Genomic DNA, 17,224 nt, shown 5'->3' with positions numbered 1-17,224 from the left:
CCCGGGGGAGGTGCTTCCGCCGTCATGCCCGTCCCACGTCCGCTCCGTGACCGTTGCCGCGAGTTCCTGGGCATCGAGGACGAGATCCGCTACATCTTCCCCGCGTTCAGCTACGGCGGCGGTTCGGGCTTCATCTTCGTGATCACCGACACCCAGGTCGCGGTCATCTCGACCGGGGCGTTCAGCCGCACCAAGCCCAAGAGCGTCTGGGGCAACTATCCGCGCGGCACCCGGATCGGGCCGGTCGAGACCGGGAACGGGGCGTCCTTCGAGTTCTCGGGCGCCTCGTTCGAGGTGGACGACGAGTACGTGCCGGTCATCAACGCGGCGGACACCGAGGTGTTCGCGCGCGACAGCCTGCCCCGGGACCCGCTCCCCGACCTGTGAACGGTCAGGACGCGGCGGCGGGCTCCCTGGCGGCGGCCGCCGGGCCGGCGGGGCGCAGGAAGAGGTACGCCGCCGGGATTGCGTAGGCCGCCCACGCGATCAGCTGCAACCAGGTGATCTGCGGTGTGATGTTGAGGACGCCCTGCACGACGGCCTCCGTCCAGTCCCCGGCCGTTCCGAAGCGGGTGAGGAACAGGTGGGGCTCGGCCGCGATCGCGTCGACGCCGGGGAGGACGCCCGCCTCCTGGAGATCGTGGAAGCCGAGGCCCACCACCCCGGCGGTGACGATGAGCAGCGCGGCTCCCGTCCAGGCGCGGAACCTCCGGCGGTCGAGCCTGAGCCCCGCGCGGCAGATCAGGTGGCCGAGCACGATCGCGAACACCAGGCCGGTCACCGCACCGGCGATCGGCCGGGCGGAGCCCGCGGACGCGTTGTCGCCGGTGTTCCAGAGGAAGAGCGCGGTCTCCACCCCCTCGCGGGCCACGGCCAGGAACGCCAGCAGAACCAGCGGGACGTACGGGACCAGCGAGGCGAGGGATGCGCGCTTGGGCGCGTTCTCCCTCTCGTCCTGGGGAGCCTCCGGGGGCGTGGAGCGAGGGGTGGCCGGGCGCAGCTGGAGGATCAGCCAGGTGAGGGGGGCGGCGGCGAGGAGGGAGACGAGGCCTCCGATCAGCTTGGTGGCACTGAACTGCATCTCGGCCGAGGCGGTGCTGAGGATGATGCCGGAGACGGCGGCCGGGATCAGCGCGACCGCGATGGCCGCCCACACCAGGACGAGCGCACGGCGGTCGCCGGTCCTCACCAGGTAGGCGATGAGGACGCTCACGACCAGGGTGACCTCAAGGCCCTCGCGGAGTCCGATGAGGACGTTGCCCAGGAAGATGGCCGAGCTCCTTGGGGGGTCTCGCGTCGGGACGGCGTGGGCCGGTGTCGGGGGAGGCCGCGCGGGCGCCGGTCAGAGGTCGCCTTTGCACTCCAGCCTGACGAACGACTTGGCGATCGGCTTGGCCACCAGGTTGACCTGCCACGGGCGGGCGCCCAGCTCGAGCAGGGCCGCCGCGACCGAGTCGGCGGTGACGTCGGCCGGGGGCGTCCAGGACAGGCGCCTGACCGAGTCGGGCTGCAGCAGGTTTTCCGTGGGCATGGTGTGCTCGTCGGCCAGCGCGGCGACCACGGCCTTGGCGGCGGCGAGGCGCTTGGCGGCCTCGGGGTCGCGTTCGGCCCAGCGGTGCGCGGGCGGCGGGCCGTCGCCGGGCAGGTTCGACTCGGGCAGGGCGCGGTCGGACAGGGCGCGGGCCTTGGAGACGGCGCGCAGCCAGGCCGACTGGTGGCGGCGGGCGCCGCGGCCGCGCATGGTGGGCAGGCCCTGGAGGTCGGCGGGGGTCTTGGGCGCGTTGAGCGCGAGCTCGACGATCGCGGCGTCCTGGAGGACACGGCCGGGGGACAGGTCCCGTTCCTGCGCGATCTTGTCGCGGGTCTCCCACACCTCGCGGACGATCGCCAGGGCGCGCCGGTTGCGGACGCGGTGGATGCCGGACGTGCGGCGCCACGGGTCGGCGCGCGGCGGCTTGGGCGGGGTCTCGAGGATCGAGGCGAACTCCTCCATCGCCCACTCGAGCTTGCCGGCCTCCGTCAGCTCCGCGTGGAGGGCGTCGCGCAGCTCGACCAGGAGCTCGACGTCCAGCGCCGCGTAGCGCAGCCAGTCTTCGGGGAGGGGACGGGTCGACCAGTCGGCCGCCGAGTGGCCCTTCTCCAGGACGAAGCCGAGCACGTTCTCCACCATCGAGCCCAGGCCGACGCGCGGGTGGCCGAGGAGCCGTCCGGCCAGTTCGGTGTCGAACAGGCGTTTTGGCACGATCCCGACCTCGGCCAGGCAGGGAAGGTCCTGGTTGGCGGCGTGCAGCACCATCTCCGCCTCGGCGAGGACGCCGCCGAGCACCGAGAGGTCGGGGAGGGAGACCGGGTCGATCAGCGCGCTGCCCGCGCCGCGGCGGCGCAGCTGGATCAGGTAGGCACGTTGCCCGTAGCGATAACCCGAAGCCCGTTCGGCGTCGACCGCCACCGGGCCCGTCCCGGCCGCGAACGCGGCGATGACACGTTCCAGATCGGCGGCGTACTCGATGACCGGCGGTACGCCGTCCCGCGGCTCGAGCAGGGGAACGGCCTCCCGGACCGCCTCGGCCGAGGCGCCGTCGGAACCGGCGGTGGCCGTGGCCCCCGACGTGTCGTCGGACGCCGCGCCACCGCCGGGCGCCGTCTCGTCGGACGGGGCCTCCTGGGTGTCGGACACTTCTGCGATCTCCGCGCTCTCGCCGGCCGCCTCGGTTTCGGACGTTGTGCTACCCACGCCTCTACCGTACGTCGCTCACTTCGCCGTTCCGCCCTGACGGTCCGGCAGAGCGCTGATCCCGGTCGGCGGCAGGCCCGCCGTGGTGCACATGACCTCGCACCAGGCGGCCACGTGACCAGTGAGATCATCGCCCGTCGGCGACCACGAGGCGCGCAGCTCGAGCTCGGTGGTGCCGGGCTCGTCGCTCTTGTCGCCGAAGCTCTCGGAGACGGCGCGGGTGATCGTTCCGGACACGCCGGCGTACCCGGCGGGCTCCAGCGCCTCGAGCAGCCAGCTCCAGGCGACCGAGCCGATCAGTTCGTCGGCGGCGATCTCCGGCTCCAGATCGGCCCGGATGTAGGCGACGATCCGGAACTCGCCGGTCCAGCCGCTGCGGCCCTCCGGGTCGTAGAGGACGATCAGCCGGCCCATCGCGACCTCGGAGTCGTCGTCGCGGTAGACGCTCCCCGCTATCGCCGCCGAATAGGGGGCGAGCCGCTGGGGCGCGGGCATGTCCTCAAGGTCGAGTTCGGGGCGGATCGGGGGGCCGTCGAGGATCGCCTGGAGCGTGTCGAGGGCCCGCTGGAACGGGGGAGGGGTCATGCCAGGACCGGCCATGTGGCGAGCGTAGATCTCGGTATGCGACGACCCGGAAGGCGCCACGCCGGGCGCGGGCTTTCCGGGAAGAACGACTGGGGGCGGGGGCGGGGAAAGTGGCACGTCACAGGTTTCGGATCGAGGGCCACGCCGTTCAGGCGGCCCGCTCGGCGGGGGACGAGGAGGCGGCGCGGGCGCCGGGTCCGGCACGTTCGAGCGTGGCGGGCGGGGCCACCGGCAGGCCGATCAGCATGGCCGAGCCGCAGTCCGTGCATATCCGCTCGGGGCATTCGGCGCCGTGTCCGTCCTCGCAGGGCGGTTGTTCGAACAGGCGTTCATCACCGCAGGTGGAGCAGTACAAGGGGGAACCTCCCTCGGCTATGACACGGATCACGTTGGCATGAGCCGGGGACAGAATGCGGGACTTCGCTCGGCGTGTCCGGAACTTCGTACGCCGTCGACGGCGCCGGGTGTCTCACCCTGGTGCGTGCGCGCGGGGAGTTCGTGGGACGATCGGCACGTGGCTGTTGTCGAGGAGAGCGTCTTCGTACGGGCGTGCCGCCGGTTGCCGGTGCAGCACACCCCGGTGTGGTTCATGCGGCAGGCCGGCCGGTCGCTGCCCGAATACCTGCGGGTACGCGAGGGCGTGCCGATGCTGGAGGCCTGCGCGCGGCCGGACATGATCGTCGAGATCACCCTGCAGCCGGTGCGCCGGTACGCGGTGGACGCGGCGATCTTCTTCAGCGACATCGTGGTCCCGCTCAAGGCCATCGGCGTCGACCTCGACATCAAGCCCGGCGTGGGCCCGGTGATCTCCGACCCGATCCGCGACCGCGCGGCGGTCGAGCGGCTGCGGCGGCTGACGCCCGACGACGTGCCGTTCACGACGGAGGCCATCCACGGCCTGGTCGGCGAGCTGGGCTCGACCCCGCTGATCGGCTTCGCGGGCGCCCCGTTCACCCTCGCCTCGTACCTGATCGAGGGCGGGCCGTCCAAGAACCACGACCACACCAAGGCCATGATGTACGGCGAGCCGGACCTGTGGGCCGAGCTCATGGACCGGCTGGCCGACATGACGATCGACTACCTCAGGGTGCAGATCGAGGCCGGGGTGAGCGCGATCCAGCTGTTCGACTCGTGGGTGGGCGCGGTCGGCCCGCAGGACTACCGCGAGGCGGTCCTCCCGCACAGCCGCAAGATCTTCAAGGCGATCGAGTCGTACGGCGTCCCGCGCATCCACTTCGGCGTCGGCACCGGCGAGCTGCTCGGCCTGATGGGCGAGGCGGGCGCGGACGTGGTCGGCGTCGACTGGCGGGTGCCGCTGGACGAGGCGGTCTCGCGGGTGGAGCCGGGCAAGGCGTTGCAGGGCAACCTCGACCCGGCGATCCTGTTCGCCCCGTGGGAGGTCGTCGAGCAGCGCGCCCGTGACGTGCTGACCCGTGGCCGTACGGCCGAGGGCCACATCTTCAACCTCGGCCACGGCGTGCTGCCGTCCACCGACCCGGACGTGCTGGCCCGGCTGACCGACCTCGTCCACGAGGCCTCCGCCGCCGACCGCTGACCCGGCCGGAGACGGCTGCGGAGACGGCTGCGCTGACGGCTGCGCTGACGGCTGCGCCTGACGCGCGGCGGTCGCGGTCGCGCCGGACGCTGACCTCGTCCGGCGTCGCACCGCAGCACCGTGCCGCCGGGCGCTGAGCCTGCCCCTGGAGAGGCTCAGCGCTTCAGGCGGCGGCTCCTCAGCCGTTCGTCAGGACGATTCAGCTGTCTGTCATCACGGTTCAGCCGTCTGTCATCACGGTTCAGCCGTCTGTCATCACGATGGGTCCGCCGATGCTGCCGCTTCCCATCAGCCACACCTTGCCGGACGTGGGAACGGCGGCGAGGTCCCGCATCAGCACGTTCTGCTGCCCGGAGACGGCCGGGGTCGGGACCAGCTCCCAGCCCTGCCCGGCGTTGCGCATGAGCCCGGGGCGGTTGGGGGTGCCGATCAGGTGGGTGGCCACCCACAGGGCTCCCGTGCCGTCGCGCGCCATGTCGCCGGCCTCGTTGATCCCGGCGGGCGCGGCGACCCGGCTCCACGTGGCGCCGTCCCAGTGCAGCAGGAAGACCGATCCCTCCGGGTCGCCCGAGACGCGGTCGATGCCGACCGTCCAGACGTCGTCCGGCCCGAGCGCGTAGGCGCCCGTGAACGTCACGTACCGGCTCTGGAACGCCGGGAGCGGGGTGGTCTGCCATGCGGTCCCGTTCCAGTGCCGGGCGGTGGGCGTCCCGACCGTCCCGGTCGACGCGCCGACCTCGCCGAAGATCCAGACGTCGTCGGGCGTCCTGGCGTGCAGCGCGTGCGACCGCAGCCCGGTCGGCGGGTAGGGGGTCCACGCGTCGCCGGAACGCCGGAAGATCCGGGCCTCGCCGCCGACCTCGCCGGTGAAGAACAGCCCGCCAGGAAGCGCCCGCACGCCGGCCCCCCGCACGCCCTCCGGCGGCGCGACCGGATCGAACCCGCTGCCGGTGTGCCGCGCCAGGTAGGGGCTGGCGGCGGTGCCGTTCACGTAGCGCGTCCCGCTCACCCACACGTCGTTGGGCGAGACGGCCGTGACGTTGGTCATCGAGCCGTTGCCCGAATAGCCGCGCAGCGGGTACTCCTGCCAGCCCGTCCCGTTCCAGCGCCGGACCACCGGATTGCCGGGCAGGGACGTCCCGGTGCCCGGGATGGGGCCCGGGATGATCAGTTCGCCCTGGACGCCGGCGATCCACACGCTGTCGGGGGCCGCCGCCGAGATGTCGTACAGGTAGTTGTTCGGCCAGAACCACGGCAGCCGTACGGTGCGCAGGTCCACCGGCGCCGCCGCTGCTCCGGCCGGTACGGCGCCGGTGACCTGCGCTGCGGCGCCCGCGACCCGCGGCGCCGCGGAGGCGGCGTGCGCCGCCTGAGCAGTGCCCGCCAGGGCGGCGCAGGCCAGGGCGGCGCCGGTGAGGAGGGATCCCGCACCGGAGGGGAGAAGACGCGTCATGGCCGCCAGTATTCACTGGCAGAGTAGGCCTGTCTTGTCACCTTCGGTACAAAAAGACACCCGTGTCGGCGCGGCCCGCCCGGCTTACTCGTTCCCGGACGAACCGCCCGCCGGGCCGCTTGTTGAGCCGCCCGCGCCGCCCGCCGGGCCACCTGCGCCGCCGGCCGGGCCGCCCGCGGCGCCGCCTGCGGGACCACCGGTGGACGCTCCCGCGGATACCGTCGCAGGCTGCGGCCCTGCGGAGGGCGCGGCCGGAGGCGCGCCGGAAGGGGGAGTGCTCGCGGGAGAGTACGGCCGGCGGGCCGTCCAGCGGCGGCGGACCGCCAGGAAGACGGCCGCGATGACGGAGAGCGGCACCAGGAACGGCAGGAGCCAGCCCAGCACCAGCAGGAGCCCCTTGGTGAACGTGGTCAGGGCGTCCCAGCCGCTCTCCAGGCCTCCGAGGAACCCCTCCCGCGACTTGCCCGCAGGCGACGAGCTCCCCTTGGGCGCTTCGAGCGTCAGCGTCACCGTGGCGAAGCGGGTGCGCTGCTGGAGCGACTTCTGCCGCGCCTGCAGGGCCTCCAGGTCGGCCTGGCGCTGCGAGATCTCCTGCTCGACGTTCATCACCTCGCCCACCGTGCGCGCCTTGTCCAGGAGCTTGCGGAACGATCCGAGGGTCGCCTCGGCCGAACGGACCCGGCTGTCGACGTCGGCGACCTCGCCGGTCACGTCCTCGGCCTGCTGGCGCAGCGACAGCTTGGTGCCCAGCTGCCCGGCGAGCTGTTCGAGCACGGCCGGATACCGTTCGGCGGGGATCTTGAACGTGAGGTTCGCGCCGACCGGCTCGGTCGTGGACGACTCGTTGTCGACGTACCCGCCCGCCGCCGTGACCAGCTGCTTGGCGCGCGTGGTCGCGGTGTCGACGTTCTTGGCCCGCACCCGCAGGTCGGACTGGTAGATGACCGAACGGCCGGCCCCGGCAGGGTCCAGCTTGACCTGGGCGGTCCCGGTGGAGCCGCCCCCGGTGCCCCCGCTTCCGCCGGTGTCGCCGCGGCTCGCCGAGGACGGCGCGACGGCCTTGGGGACACCCGGGTTGCCGCCGCTCGCCGAGCGGTCGGCGCTCTCGGTGGACGCCTGGTCGCCGTCCGCGGCGCAACCGGCCAGCAGGACTCCGGCCACGAGCAGCGCGATCAGTGCGCAGAGCATGTGTCTGACTGTTCTGACGGTCCGCATGGCGGTTCGACGGTGTGGTCCAGGTCACCGTTCCGCGGCGCTGATCGCGATACGGGCACGATGCGGGCGCGCTCGGGTCACGGCCCCGCCCGGCGGCCCGGGTCCGCCCGGCGCCCCGTACCGTCCAGAGCCCCGGCGCGCCGGGCGCCGTACGGGCGTCCCGTTACCGGTCGGCGGAGACCATCTGGAAGGCTGGGAAACATGACCACCGCTGGGGAAACCGCCGCCGGACGGGACACCGGTGCGCACGTCGTCGTGATCGGGGGCGGCATCGCCGGGCTGGCGGCCGCGCGGTTCCTGGTGCGCGGCGGCGCCCGGGTGACCGTGCTGGAGGGTTCGCCCCAGGTCGGCGGCAAGCTGCGGGTCAGCGAGATCGCCGGGCTGCCGGTCGACGAGGGTGCCGAGTCGATGCTGGCGCGCCGTCCCGAGGGCCTCGACCTCGTCCGCGACCTCGGCCACGGCGGCGACCTGGTCAACCCCGGCACCACCTCGGCCGCCATCCTCAGCCACGGCGCGCTGCGCACGATGCCCGCCGGGCAGGTCATGGGCGTGCCGACCGATCTGCGCGCGCTCGCCGCCTCCCAGGTGCTCTCGCCCGCCGGGCTGGCGCGCGTGCCGCTCGACCTCGTCCTGCCGGAGACCCCGCGCGGCGCGGACGTCTCGGTCGCCGACTTCGTGGGCGCCCGGCTCGGCCGCGAGGTGGTCGACCGGCTCGTGGAACCGCTGCTGGGCGGCGTCTACGCCGGGCGCACCGAGGAGCTGTCGTTCGAGTCGACGCTGCCCGCCGTCGCCACGGCCGCCCGCGTGCACCGGTCGCTGATCGCCGCGGCGCGCGGCGTCCGGGAGGCCGCGCCCAAGGACGCCGGGCCGGTCTTCGCGACCCTCCCGGACGGCCTGGGCACGCTGCCCGGCCTGCTCGCCGCCGACGTGGCCGCCTCAGGCGGAACGATCCGCACCGGCACCATGGTCCGCGAGCTGCGTCGCAGGCCCGGCGGCGGCTGGCGGCTGACGCTCGGCCCGGCCCGCGACCCCGAGGCGCTCGACGCCGACGGCGTGGTCGTCGCGGTGCCCGCCGCCCCGGCCGCCCGGCTGCTGTCCGACGACGTCCCGGCCGCCGCCCGCGAGCTCCGGCGGATCGAGTACGCCAGCATGGCGATCACCACGCTGGCGTACGCGACGACGGCGTTCCCGCGTGCCCCGCGCGGCTCGGGCTACCTGGTGCCCGCCGTGGAGGGCCGCGAGGTCAAGGCCGTCACGTTCAGCTCGATCAAGTGGCCGCACCTGCGCGGCAAGGCGCCGGACCTCATCGCGGTGCGCTGCTCGATCGGCCGGTTCGGCGAGGAGCACACGTTGCAGCGCGCCGACGACGACCTCAAGGCCGCGGCGATGACCGAGCTCGCGGCCACCTGCGGCGTGTCCGAGCTGCCGCTCGACACCCGGGTGACCCGGTGGGGCGGCGGCCTGCCGCAGTACACCGTGGGCCACGCCGACCGGGTCGCGCGGATCAGGGCCGCGGTCGCCGGGCAGCCCGGCCTGGCCGTGGCGGGCGCCGCCTACGACGGACTGGGCGTCCCGGCGTGCGTCGCCACCGCGCGCGCGGCGGCGGCCCGGGTGCTGGAACATCTCGAGGGTCGGGGAGAATCGAGCCATGGCAGCGACGGAGCAGACAGCGAACGAGGCAGGCAAGCCCAAGGCACGTGACCTCAACAAGGTCATCCGCTACACGATGTGGTCGGTCTTCCGGGTCAAGAACCCGGGCGAGATCAGCGAGCGGGACGCCGCCGAGGTCCAGGACCTGCTCGACCAGTTCGCCCAGAAGGACGTGACCACCCGCGGCCTCTACGACGTGGCCGGCCTGCGGGCCGACGCCGACTACATGTTCTGGTGGCACGCGGCGACGTCCGACGACCTCCAGGAGATCTACAGCCGGTTCCGCAAGACGGCAGTCGGCCGCGCGAGCGAGCCGGTCTGGTCGCAGATGGCGCTGCACCGGCCGGCCGAGTTCAACAAGAGCCACATCCCGGCGTTCCTGGCCGAGGAGCAGGCGCGCGAGTACGTGTGCGTCTACCCGTTCGTGCGCTCGTACGAGTGGTATCTGCTGCCGGACGAGGAGCGCCGCGGCATGCTCGCCGAGCACGGCAAGATGGCGCGCGGCTACCCGGACGTGCGCGCCAACACGGTCTCCTCGTTCGCGCTCGGCGACTACGAGTGGATGCTGGCGTTCGAGGCGGACGAGCTGCACCGCATCGTCGACCTGATGCGGCACCTGCGCGGCTCCACCGCGCGGCGGCACGTCCGCGAGGAGGTCCCGTTCTACACCGGCCGCCGCAAGGCGGTCTCGGAGCTGGTCGCCGCCCTCCCGTAGACCTCACGCGACAAGCCGCACGAAGCGGGGTGAGGTAGTCCATAGTGGACTCCTGTGAGGGCCGCGGTCCGTAGGGCCCAGGTTGTCCATTCTTGGGCGAACGGATGGCAAAGTGCCAGTAAAGTGCTGGCCGTGACCAAAGCTCCCTCCAGGCACGCCCGTGGCCGTCATGCCAAGCCGCCGTCCGAGTTCTCCGCCCGCTGGGACCGGATGGTCAAGAACGCGGGGGAGCCCGGGCGCCGCCGGCTCATCGTGATCGGCACCGGCACCGCCTCCCTGGCGCTGCTCGGGGTGGCCGGCCTGGCGGGGTTGTCGGCCGCGACCGGCGAGGAACGATCGCCGCGCGCCGCCGTCGCGGCGCAGACGAGCACGACCGCCACGGCGTCGTCCGCGCCGGACGCCGGGACGGTCGCCGCCGACCCCGACGACGTGCCGGACGCCATGCCGTTCTTCGAGTCCAAGGACCCGGAGAAGAAGATCGCCAAGCATGTCACCGAGGTCCGCCGCAGCGGGCGGTTCCTGCGCGTCTACACCGACCTCGAAGAGGGCGACGAGAACTCCACGCCCGCCAAGTCGCTGTGCGAGTGGACCACCCAGTTCCTGCGCGACGCGGGCGACGCCGCGCCCCGGGTCTTCGTGCACGGCACGAGCGAGGGCAACGGCATGGTCGTCCTCGCCAACAAGCAGAGCGACAAGGACGACTGCGGCGTCGACGAGACCCGCTAGCCCTACCGGTCCCGGCAGTCCTGCCGGTCCCGGCAGTCCCGCCGGACCTGCCGGTCCCGTGGGCCCGGCCGCGTCCGTGTGCAGGGTCAGTAGGCGCCGCCGCTGGAGGTGTCGGACGGGCTGTAGTTGCCGCGGTCGTCGAACGTGCGCCCGCTCGACTTCGCCAGCTTCATCGGGAACTCGGCCTCGTCCGCAAGGCTCTCCAGCGCCTCGCGGAGCGGCCCCTCGGGGAGGCCGTCCACGCCGTGCACGGCGAACCGTTCGGCCGGGCCGGTCTCGGTGTCGTCGGCGTCCTCGGGGGTGTTGTCTATCAGCCTCTCCCGCATCTCCTCGCCCGCGCGCGTCCGGGCGACCTGGCCGCGGAGCGAGCGCTTCAGCAGCTTCTCGGCGATCAGCGTGGCGCCGTGACCGCGGACGGCGGGCGAGTCGGTGGTGGTCTTCAGCACCAGCTTCACCGGCAGGCCCGCGCCGCTGATCTTGTCGAGCATCGCCACCTCGACGTCCGACGAACCCCGCCGCTGCTTCTTGACCAGCTTGAACGTGGGCGAGCCGCCCATCTCGACCGCCCCGGACGTGCACAGGGCGACCAGCGCGGTGCGCGCCGCCCGGTCGGGGCCCCCGCACAGGAACGCCGCTTCGTACAGCTCGATCTCCGCCGTCATGCACGCCTCCACCGTTGCCGTTGTGACTTGGACGCGGCGGAGGCGTGATCGGTTGGCGTTCCGCGCGGCGGTTTCGGGCTGTTTCGACCGGCCGCCGGGTGCCGCCCCTATTCGACGGGCTCCAGCGTCAGGCTGATGCTGTTGATGCAGTAACGGTCGTCGGTCGGCGTGTTGTAGCCCTCGCCGTGGAACACGTGGCCCAGGTGCGAGTCGCAGGTGGCGCAGCGCACCTCGGTGCGGACCATGCCGAGCGAACGGTCCTCGATCAGGACGACCGCCTCGGACTTGGACGGCTCGAAGAAACTGGGCCACCCGCAGTGCGAGTCGAACTTGGCGTCCGACCGGAACAGCTCGGTGCCGCAGGCCCGGCAGCGGTAGACACCGACGGTCTTGGAATCGGTGTACTCGCCCGTGAAGGGACGCTCGGTGCCCGCCTCGCGGAGGACGTGGAACTCCTCCGGGTTCAGCTGGGCCCGCCATTCCTCTTCACTCTTGCGGATCTTCTCCATACCTCCGACCGTACCTTGTCGGACCTGTGGGTTAACGTGCCTGTATGGCCTCGCCATTCATCGAGATCCCGGTGGGGGATCGGCTCGTCAAGGTGTCAAATCCCGACAAGGTGCTCTTTCCGAAGCCCGGCTACACCAAGCGGCAGATGGTGGAGTACTACCTGGCGGTCGGGGAGGGCATCCTCCGCGCCACCTCCAACCGGCCCACGACGCTCGAACGCTGGCCGGGCGGTGTCTTCGAGGGGGCCCGGATGGCCACCCGCGAAGACTACGCGCGCGGCCAGGCGGGCTTCGGCGCGGGCAAATCCGACGCGTTCTACCAGAAACGTGTGCCCAAGGGGGCTCCGGAGTGGGTGCAGACCGCCCGCATCGAGTTCCCCAGCGGCCGGTCCGCCGACGAGGTCTGCCCGACCGAGCTCGCGGTGATCGCCTGGGCCGCCAACCTGGGCAGCCTCACGTTCCACCCGTGGCCGGTGCGCCGCGACGACGTCGACCATCCCGACGAGCTGCGCATCGACTTCGACCCGCAGCCGGGCACCGACTTCGGCGACGCGGTCAAGGTCGCGCTGGGCCCGGCCCGCGACCTGCTGGACGAGCTGGGCTACACCGGCTTCGCCAAGACCTCGGGCAAGGGTGGCCTGCACGTCTACGTGCGCATCGAGCCGCGCTGGACGTTCACCGAGGTGCGCCGCGCCGCGCTGGCGTTCGGCCGCGAGGTCGAACGCCGCGTGCCCGACCTGGTCACCACCAAGTGGTGGAAGGAGGAGCGCGGCGAGCAGGTCTTCATCGACTTCAACCAGAACGCCCGCGACCGCACGATCGCCTCGGCCTACAGCGTCAGGCCGCTCCCGCACGCGCCCGTCTCGGCGCCGGTGACGTGGGAGGAGCTCCCGGACGTCAACCCGGAGGACTTCACCATCGCCACCATGCCGGCCCGCTTCGCCGAGGTCGGCGACCTGCACGCCACCATCGACGACCGGTCGTTCTCGCTGGAGCCGCTGCTCGACCTGGCCGACCGCGACGAGAAGGACCACGGCCTCGGCGACGCGCCCTACCCGCCCAACTACCCGAAGATGGCCGGCGAGCCCAAGCGCGTCCAGCCCAGCAAGGCCCGCGACGACACCTGACCCCGGGACGCGGCGGGCCGCCGCTCCCGCGGGAGCGGCGGCCCGGTCGTGGTGCGTTCTCTCCTCGGTTACTTGAGCTCGCGGGACTGGACGGGGATGTCGACCTTGACCGGCCCGCGCCAGGTGGACGTGGTCTGCGGGGCGACGAGGGCGGACGCGCTGGAGCCGCCGAAGACGACCGGGACCGTGATGCCGGTTCCGGCGAGGTCCACCGTCACCTGGGCGCCGGTGGCCTGCTCGGCCAGGTAGTCGGTGTCGGTGCCCGCGATGACGAGCGCGACCCGGTGGCCCTTCTTGAACACGTAGTCCTGCGGGAGGGTGTCCCACGTGACCTGGTAGTACCTGCCCGGCGTCAGCGGCGTCGGGTTGGTCAGGGACGTGCGGTTCTGGGCGTCGATCCAGCCGCGGGCCACCACGTTCACCGGGCTGGTGACCGTGCGGATGGGCGTCTGCTTGTAGCAGCCGTCGTCCTCGGGGATGCTCTGGCCCCAGCAGTCCTCGGTGTCCAGCTGGTCCAGCCCGCCGCGGGCGCCGAGGTAGTCGACGCGTGAGTCGGTGCCGTAGTCGACCAGCATCGCGGTCAGGTTGCTGGTCGGCTTGTCCAGCTTGACCCTGAGGCCGGCGACCGGGGTGCCGGAGACGCGGCCGTCGGCCGGCAGCGGCTGCGACACGTACGCCAGCCGGTAGGGCTGCGGCGTGGTCGGGTCGGCGACCAGGTCGGACTCGGAGGCGGCGGTGTCGGTGAACGAGGCGGTGCTGCCCTTCGCCGCGCCCTTCAGGCCGAGCGAGCCGTCGGCGCCGGGCCGGAGCGTGATCTTGCGCGCCTTGGGCGCGGGCCAGTCCGGCTCGGTGATCCACTGTCCGGGCGCGACCTCGACGTCGGACGTGGGCGTGCGGTGGATGCCATTGTTGATCTTGAAGAGCTCGCTGTCGAACCAGCGGTGCAGGGTCGGCACCCAGGTCTCACGGCGGAAGTCGAACGGGTCGGTGTGCCCGTACTGGCCCACCCAGATCTTGCGCTTGACGTTCTGCCTCTTCAGCCCGTCCCACCAGCGCGAGAAGTGCACCGGCTGCACGTTGAGGTCGTTCACCGTGTGCAGGACGAAGACGCTGGCGCGGACGTTGCGGACGTCGCCGTAGGTGCCGTGCCGGTAGTTGCTGTTGGCGAAGAACGCGTTGTAGTTGCCCGTCGCGTCGTCCTCGCCCACGTGCAGCGCCTGGCGCACGGCCTCGCACTTGGCGTCGGGGTCGCTGTCCACGGTCCGGGCCAGGTAGTCGTGGTAGTTGTCGGCGAACTTGGTGCCGTTGGAACGGATGTACTCGTACCAGCTGCTGATCGCCGAGATCGGCACGATGGTCGCCAGGCCCTTGACGCCGGTGGCCGCCACGCCGTTGGCGATGGTGCCGTCGTACGACTTGCCGATCATGCCGGAGCGGCCGTTGTGCCAGTCGGCGCGGACCTTCTTGCCGTCGGCGCCGTAACCGGTGGCGCGCCCGTTCAGCCAGTCGATCACGGCCTTGCCGCCCGCGATGTCCTGCACCTGGCCGGTGCCCGGGCAGCCGTCGGACTTGGTCGTGCCGATCATGTCGATGGCCAGGTAGGCGTAACCGCGCGGCACGAAGTAGTTGTCGTAGAACAGCGGGAACTTCAGGGGGTTGCCCGCCGCGTCGTAGGTCTTGCGCTCGGCCTCGTTGCCGCGCCCGAGGTTGTCGTAGTACGGGCTGTTGTCGATGATGACCGGGGACTTCAGCCCCCGCTGGGTCTCCTTGGGCCGGACGATGTCGACCCGGACCCGGTCGCGCTTGCCGTCGCCGTCGCTGTCCAGCGACGACTCGACGTACACGTACTCGCGGATCGCGTCCTTGTAGGAGAAGGCCGGCTGTGTCACGCCGTCCTTCACCACGATCTTGGGCGCAGCGGCCTGGGCGTCGGCGACGCCGCCCGCGCTGATCAAGGCCACGCCGCTGAGCACGGCGACGGCGATCGTCTGCGGGGTTCGTCGCAGGGATCTCCTGGGCAACCCGCACCTCCGAGGGGATTGAGATGATCTCTACGGAGGCAGGGTCCTCGTTGTCCGGCGCCAGGTAAATATCCAGGCTTCAGTAACTCTGGCCGGATTTGGTCGGATGTTGCCCTTGCGGTCGTGGGCCGGTTCCGGTCGGCCTTCTATGGGGGGTTCTGACCTGTCTGTTTCTTGATCGGTGGATGATGCCGGACATGTCGGGCAACCCTCTGGACGTCCTCGAGTCGATCAGGAGGAAACGATGGGCTGGGGTTACCGCAAGTCGATAAAGATCGGCCCGTTCCGGATCAACCTCTCCAAGACGGGGGTGGGGCACAGCGTGGGCGGCAAGGGCGCGCGCTACACCCGCACCGCCGACGGACGTCGCCAGATGACGTTCCGCATTCCGGGCACCGGGCTTTCATGGCGCCGTCCGGTTGGACGGGGCCGTTCCTGAGGCCGGCGCCGCGCGCCGCCACTGACCCGGCACGGCGGCGCGCGGCGGCGGTCCCACCGGTTCGCGGCGGGCCGGACGATCGACACCCTGGGGATCGTCCGGCCCGCCGCGGCATGTCCGGGGGCACGTCCGGGGGCACGTCCGGGGGCACGTCCGGGGCCGCTCCGGGTCAGCGGGAGCGGATCCGGTTCACCGCGGACAGGACGGCGCGGACGGACGCGGTGAGGATCGAGGTGTCGACGCCCGCGCCCCACGAGACCTCGCCGTCCACGCGGCACTCGGCGTAGGCGGCGGCGCGGCTGCCCGAGCCCGGTTCGAGCGCGTGCTCGGCGTGCTGGAGGATCTCGACCCGCACGCCCGCGCCGGCCAGCGCGTCGGTGAGCGCCGCCAGCGGCCCGTTGCCCGTTCCCGGACGGACGCTCTCGGTGCCGTCCACGCGCAGCTCGGCCGTGAAGTCGTGCCGGCCGGGCCCGGTGTGGGCCGTACGCCAGCCGGTCAGCGAGACGGGGCCGGCGTCCGCGCGGTCGAGGTACTCCGCCCCGAACAGCTCCCACAGCGACTTCGGGGTCGCCTCCTCGCCGCTGTCGTCGGTCGTGCGCTGGACGGCCCGCGAGAACTCCACCTGGAGGCCGCGCGGCAGGTCCAGGCCGTACTCCTGCTGGAGCAGGTAGGCGATGCCGCCCTTGCCCGACTGGCTGTTGACCCTGATGACCGCCTCGTAGTCGCGTCCGACGTCGGCCGGGTCGATCGGCAGGTACGGCACCTCCCACGGCGCCTCGGAAGCGGGGACGCCCAGCTCGGCGGCACGCCCCGCGTGGTGGGCGAAGCCCTTGCCGATCGCGTCCTGGTGGGTGCCGCTGAAGGCGGTGTAGACCAGGTCGCCGCCGTACGGATGCCGGGCGTGCACGGGGATCCGGTTGCAGTGCTCGACCGTCCTGCGGATCTCGTCGATGTCGGAGAAGTCGATCTGCGGGTCGACGCCCTGCGCGTGCAGGTTGAGCGCGAGCGTGACCAGGTCCACGTTGCCGGTGCGCTCGCCGTTGCCGAACAGGCAGCCCTCGACCCGCTGCGCCCCGGCCAGGACGGCGAGCTCGGCGCAGGCGACGCCGGTGCCGCGGTCGTTGTGCGGGTGCACCGACAGGATGATCCCGTCGCGGCGGGCCAGATGGCGGTGCATGTGCTCGATCTGGTCGGCGTAGACGTTCGGGGTGGCGATCTCGACGGTGGCCGGCAGGTTGAGGATCACCGGGCGTTCGGGCGTCCCCTCCCACAGCGCGGTCAGGCCGTCGCAGACCTCCAGGACGAAGCCGGGCTCGGTGAGGTTGAAGACCTCCGGCGAGAACTGGAAGCGCACTCCCGGACGCCCGCCTGCGAGCCGGGCCATCTGCCGGGCCGCCGCCATGATCAGCTCGCGGGTCTCGTCCCGGCTCGGGCCGAGCACGACATCGCGCCAGGTCGGCGCCGTCGCGGTGTAGAGGTGCACGACGACCTCGGCGAACCCGTCGATCGACGCGAATGTGCGCTCGACCAGCTCGGGGGTCGCGGGCGTGAAGACCACGACGGTCACGTCGTCCGGCACGGCGCCGCTGAGCGCCAGCCGCCGGACGAAGTCGAAGTCCGTCCGGCTGGCCGACGGATAGCCGATCTCGATCTCCTTGAAGCCCATCGCCACGAAGAGGTCGAACATGCGGCGCTTGCGGGCGGGGTCCATCGGCTCGGCCAGCGCCTGGTTGCCGTCGCGCAGGTCGACCGGCACCCGCCGCGGCGCCCGAGAAGCAGACCGCCGAACGTCATGCGCGGTAGACTAGCCACACCTCAGCTCCTCAGACAACC

Annotated in this window: 16 protein-coding genes and 1 pseudogene; 7 read left to right on the top strand and 10 right to left on the bottom strand. The window is 72.3% G+C overall.

Going from position 1 to position 17,224, the window contains the following annotated elements:
* Positions 1-24 precede the first annotated feature (24 nt).
* Positions 25-387, top strand: a complete 363-nt coding sequence (locus ABZ810_RS18160; RefSeq protein WP_358404187.1) for a hypothetical protein — start codon at positions 25-27, stop codon at positions 385-387.
* Between the two features lie 4 nt (positions 388-391).
* Here ABZ810_RS18160 and ABZ810_RS18155 read toward each other — a convergent pair whose 3' ends face one another.
* The 4 genes from ABZ810_RS18155 to ABZ810_RS18140 all read right to left on the bottom strand — a co-directional run bounded on the left by ABZ810_RS18155 (position 392) and on the right by ABZ810_RS18140 (position 3,674).
* Positions 392-1,264 carry an FTR1 family protein gene (locus tag ABZ810_RS18155; RefSeq protein ID WP_358404414.1) on the bottom strand — a complete coding sequence of 291 codons (873 nt, stop codon included), beginning with the start codon at positions 1,262-1,264 and terminating at the stop codon, positions 392-394.
* 78 nt (positions 1,265-1,342) lie between these two features.
* Positions 1,343-2,542 (bottom strand): ribonuclease D, encoded by a 1,200-nt coding sequence (locus tag ABZ810_RS18150; protein ID WP_358404411.1) that lies wholly within the window; start codon positions 2,540-2,542, stop codon positions 1,343-1,345.
* A 210-nt stretch (positions 2,543-2,752) separates the two neighbouring features.
* Positions 2,753-3,334: a DUF3000 domain-containing protein gene (locus ABZ810_RS18145; RefSeq protein WP_358404186.1), complete on the bottom strand. Its 582-nt coding sequence runs from the start codon at positions 3,332-3,334 to the stop codon at positions 2,753-2,755.
* A 133-nt stretch (positions 3,335-3,467) separates the two neighbouring features.
* Positions 3,468-3,674: a hypothetical protein gene (locus tag ABZ810_RS18140; RefSeq protein ID WP_358404185.1), complete on the bottom strand. Its 207-nt coding sequence runs from the start codon at positions 3,672-3,674 to the stop codon at positions 3,468-3,470.
* Positions 3,675-3,833: 159 nt separating this feature from the next.
* Here ABZ810_RS18140 and hemE point away from each other — a divergent pair, with 159 nt between their 5' ends.
* Complete coding sequence (hemE, locus tag ABZ810_RS18135; RefSeq protein WP_358404183.1) at positions 3,834-4,874, top strand: uroporphyrinogen decarboxylase; 1,041 nt, start codon at positions 3,834-3,836, stop codon at positions 4,872-4,874.
* 241 nt (positions 4,875-5,115) lie between these two features.
* Here the strand turns inward: hemE and ABZ810_RS18130 are convergent, their stop codons facing one another.
* A complete protein-coding gene (locus tag ABZ810_RS18130; protein ID WP_358404181.1) occupies positions 5,116-6,327 on the bottom strand; it encodes a hypothetical protein in 1,212 nt (403 codons plus the stop codon).
* An 84-nt stretch (positions 6,328-6,411) separates the two neighbouring features.
* Positions 6,412-7,515 (bottom strand): DUF4349 domain-containing protein, encoded by a 1,104-nt coding sequence (locus ABZ810_RS18125; protein WP_358404180.1) that lies wholly within the window; start codon positions 7,513-7,515, stop codon positions 6,412-6,414.
* Between the two features lie 228 nt (positions 7,516-7,743).
* Between ABZ810_RS18125 and hemG the strand changes: the two genes are divergently transcribed.
* From hemG to ABZ810_RS18110, 3 genes are all read left to right on the top strand, one after another.
* Positions 7,744-9,243, top strand: a complete 1,500-nt coding sequence (hemG, locus tag ABZ810_RS18120) for a protoporphyrinogen oxidase (RefSeq protein WP_358404179.1) — start codon at positions 7,744-7,746, stop codon at positions 9,241-9,243.
* The gene (gene hemQ / locus ABZ810_RS18115; protein WP_358404177.1) at positions 9,191-9,907 is read left to right on the top strand and encodes a hydrogen peroxide-dependent heme synthase; all 717 of its coding nucleotides are present in this window, start codon (positions 9,191-9,193) and stop codon (positions 9,905-9,907) included. Before hemG ends, hemQ begins: the two co-directional genes overlap by 53 nt.
* A 132-nt stretch (positions 9,908-10,039) precedes the next feature.
* Positions 10,040-10,633: a hypothetical protein gene (locus tag ABZ810_RS18110; RefSeq protein ID WP_358404175.1), complete on the top strand. Its 594-nt coding sequence runs from the start codon at positions 10,040-10,042 to the stop codon at positions 10,631-10,633.
* 86 nt (positions 10,634-10,719) lie between these two features.
* On the opposite strand, the gene ABZ810_RS18105 is transcribed toward ABZ810_RS18110, so the two are convergent.
* Positions 10,720-11,295 (bottom strand): TIGR04222 domain-containing membrane protein, encoded by a 576-nt coding sequence (locus ABZ810_RS18105; RefSeq protein WP_358404174.1) that lies wholly within the window; start codon positions 11,293-11,295, stop codon positions 10,720-10,722.
* 107 nt (positions 11,296-11,402) lie between these two features.
* A complete protein-coding gene (msrB, locus tag ABZ810_RS18100) occupies positions 11,403-11,804 on the bottom strand; it encodes a peptide-methionine (R)-S-oxide reductase MsrB (RefSeq protein ID WP_358404172.1) in 402 nt (133 codons plus the stop codon).
* A 44-nt stretch (positions 11,805-11,848) separates the two neighbouring features.
* Between msrB and ABZ810_RS18095 the strand changes: the two genes are divergently transcribed.
* Entirely contained in the window at positions 11,849-12,931 is a 1,083-nt protein-coding gene (locus ABZ810_RS18095) for a DNA polymerase domain-containing protein (protein WP_358404170.1), read from the top strand.
* Positions 12,932-12,999: 68 nt separating this feature from the next.
* Here ABZ810_RS18095 and ABZ810_RS18090 read toward each other — a convergent pair whose 3' ends face one another.
* Positions 13,000-14,952, bottom strand: coding sequence for a Xaa-Pro dipeptidyl-peptidase (locus ABZ810_RS18090; protein ID WP_358404168.1), 1,953 nt, complete (start codon positions 14,950-14,952; stop codon positions 13,000-13,002).
* A gap of 244 nt (positions 14,953-15,196) precedes the next feature.
* Here ABZ810_RS18090 and ABZ810_RS18085 point away from each other — a divergent pair, with 244 nt between their 5' ends.
* Positions 15,197-15,391, top strand: a complete 195-nt coding sequence (locus tag ABZ810_RS18085; protein ID WP_358404166.1) for a DUF4236 domain-containing protein — start codon at positions 15,197-15,199, stop codon at positions 15,389-15,391.
* A gap of 169 nt (positions 15,392-15,560) precedes the next feature.
* On the opposite strand, the pseudogene ABZ810_RS18080 reads toward ABZ810_RS18085, so the two are convergent.
* Positions 15,561-17,162 (bottom strand): annotated as a pseudogene (locus ABZ810_RS18080) (2-isopropylmalate synthase); the annotation flags it as partial.
* Positions 17,163-17,224: the final 62 nt, after the last annotated feature.

The sequence above is a fragment of the Spirillospora sp. NPDC047279 genome (assembly GCF_040643285.1).
Taxonomy (GTDB): Bacteria; Actinomycetota; Actinomycetes; order Streptosporangiales; family Streptosporangiaceae; genus Spirillospora.
Note: the sequence above shows the minus strand (reverse complement) of the source record. Positions and strands in the feature narration are given on the sequence as shown.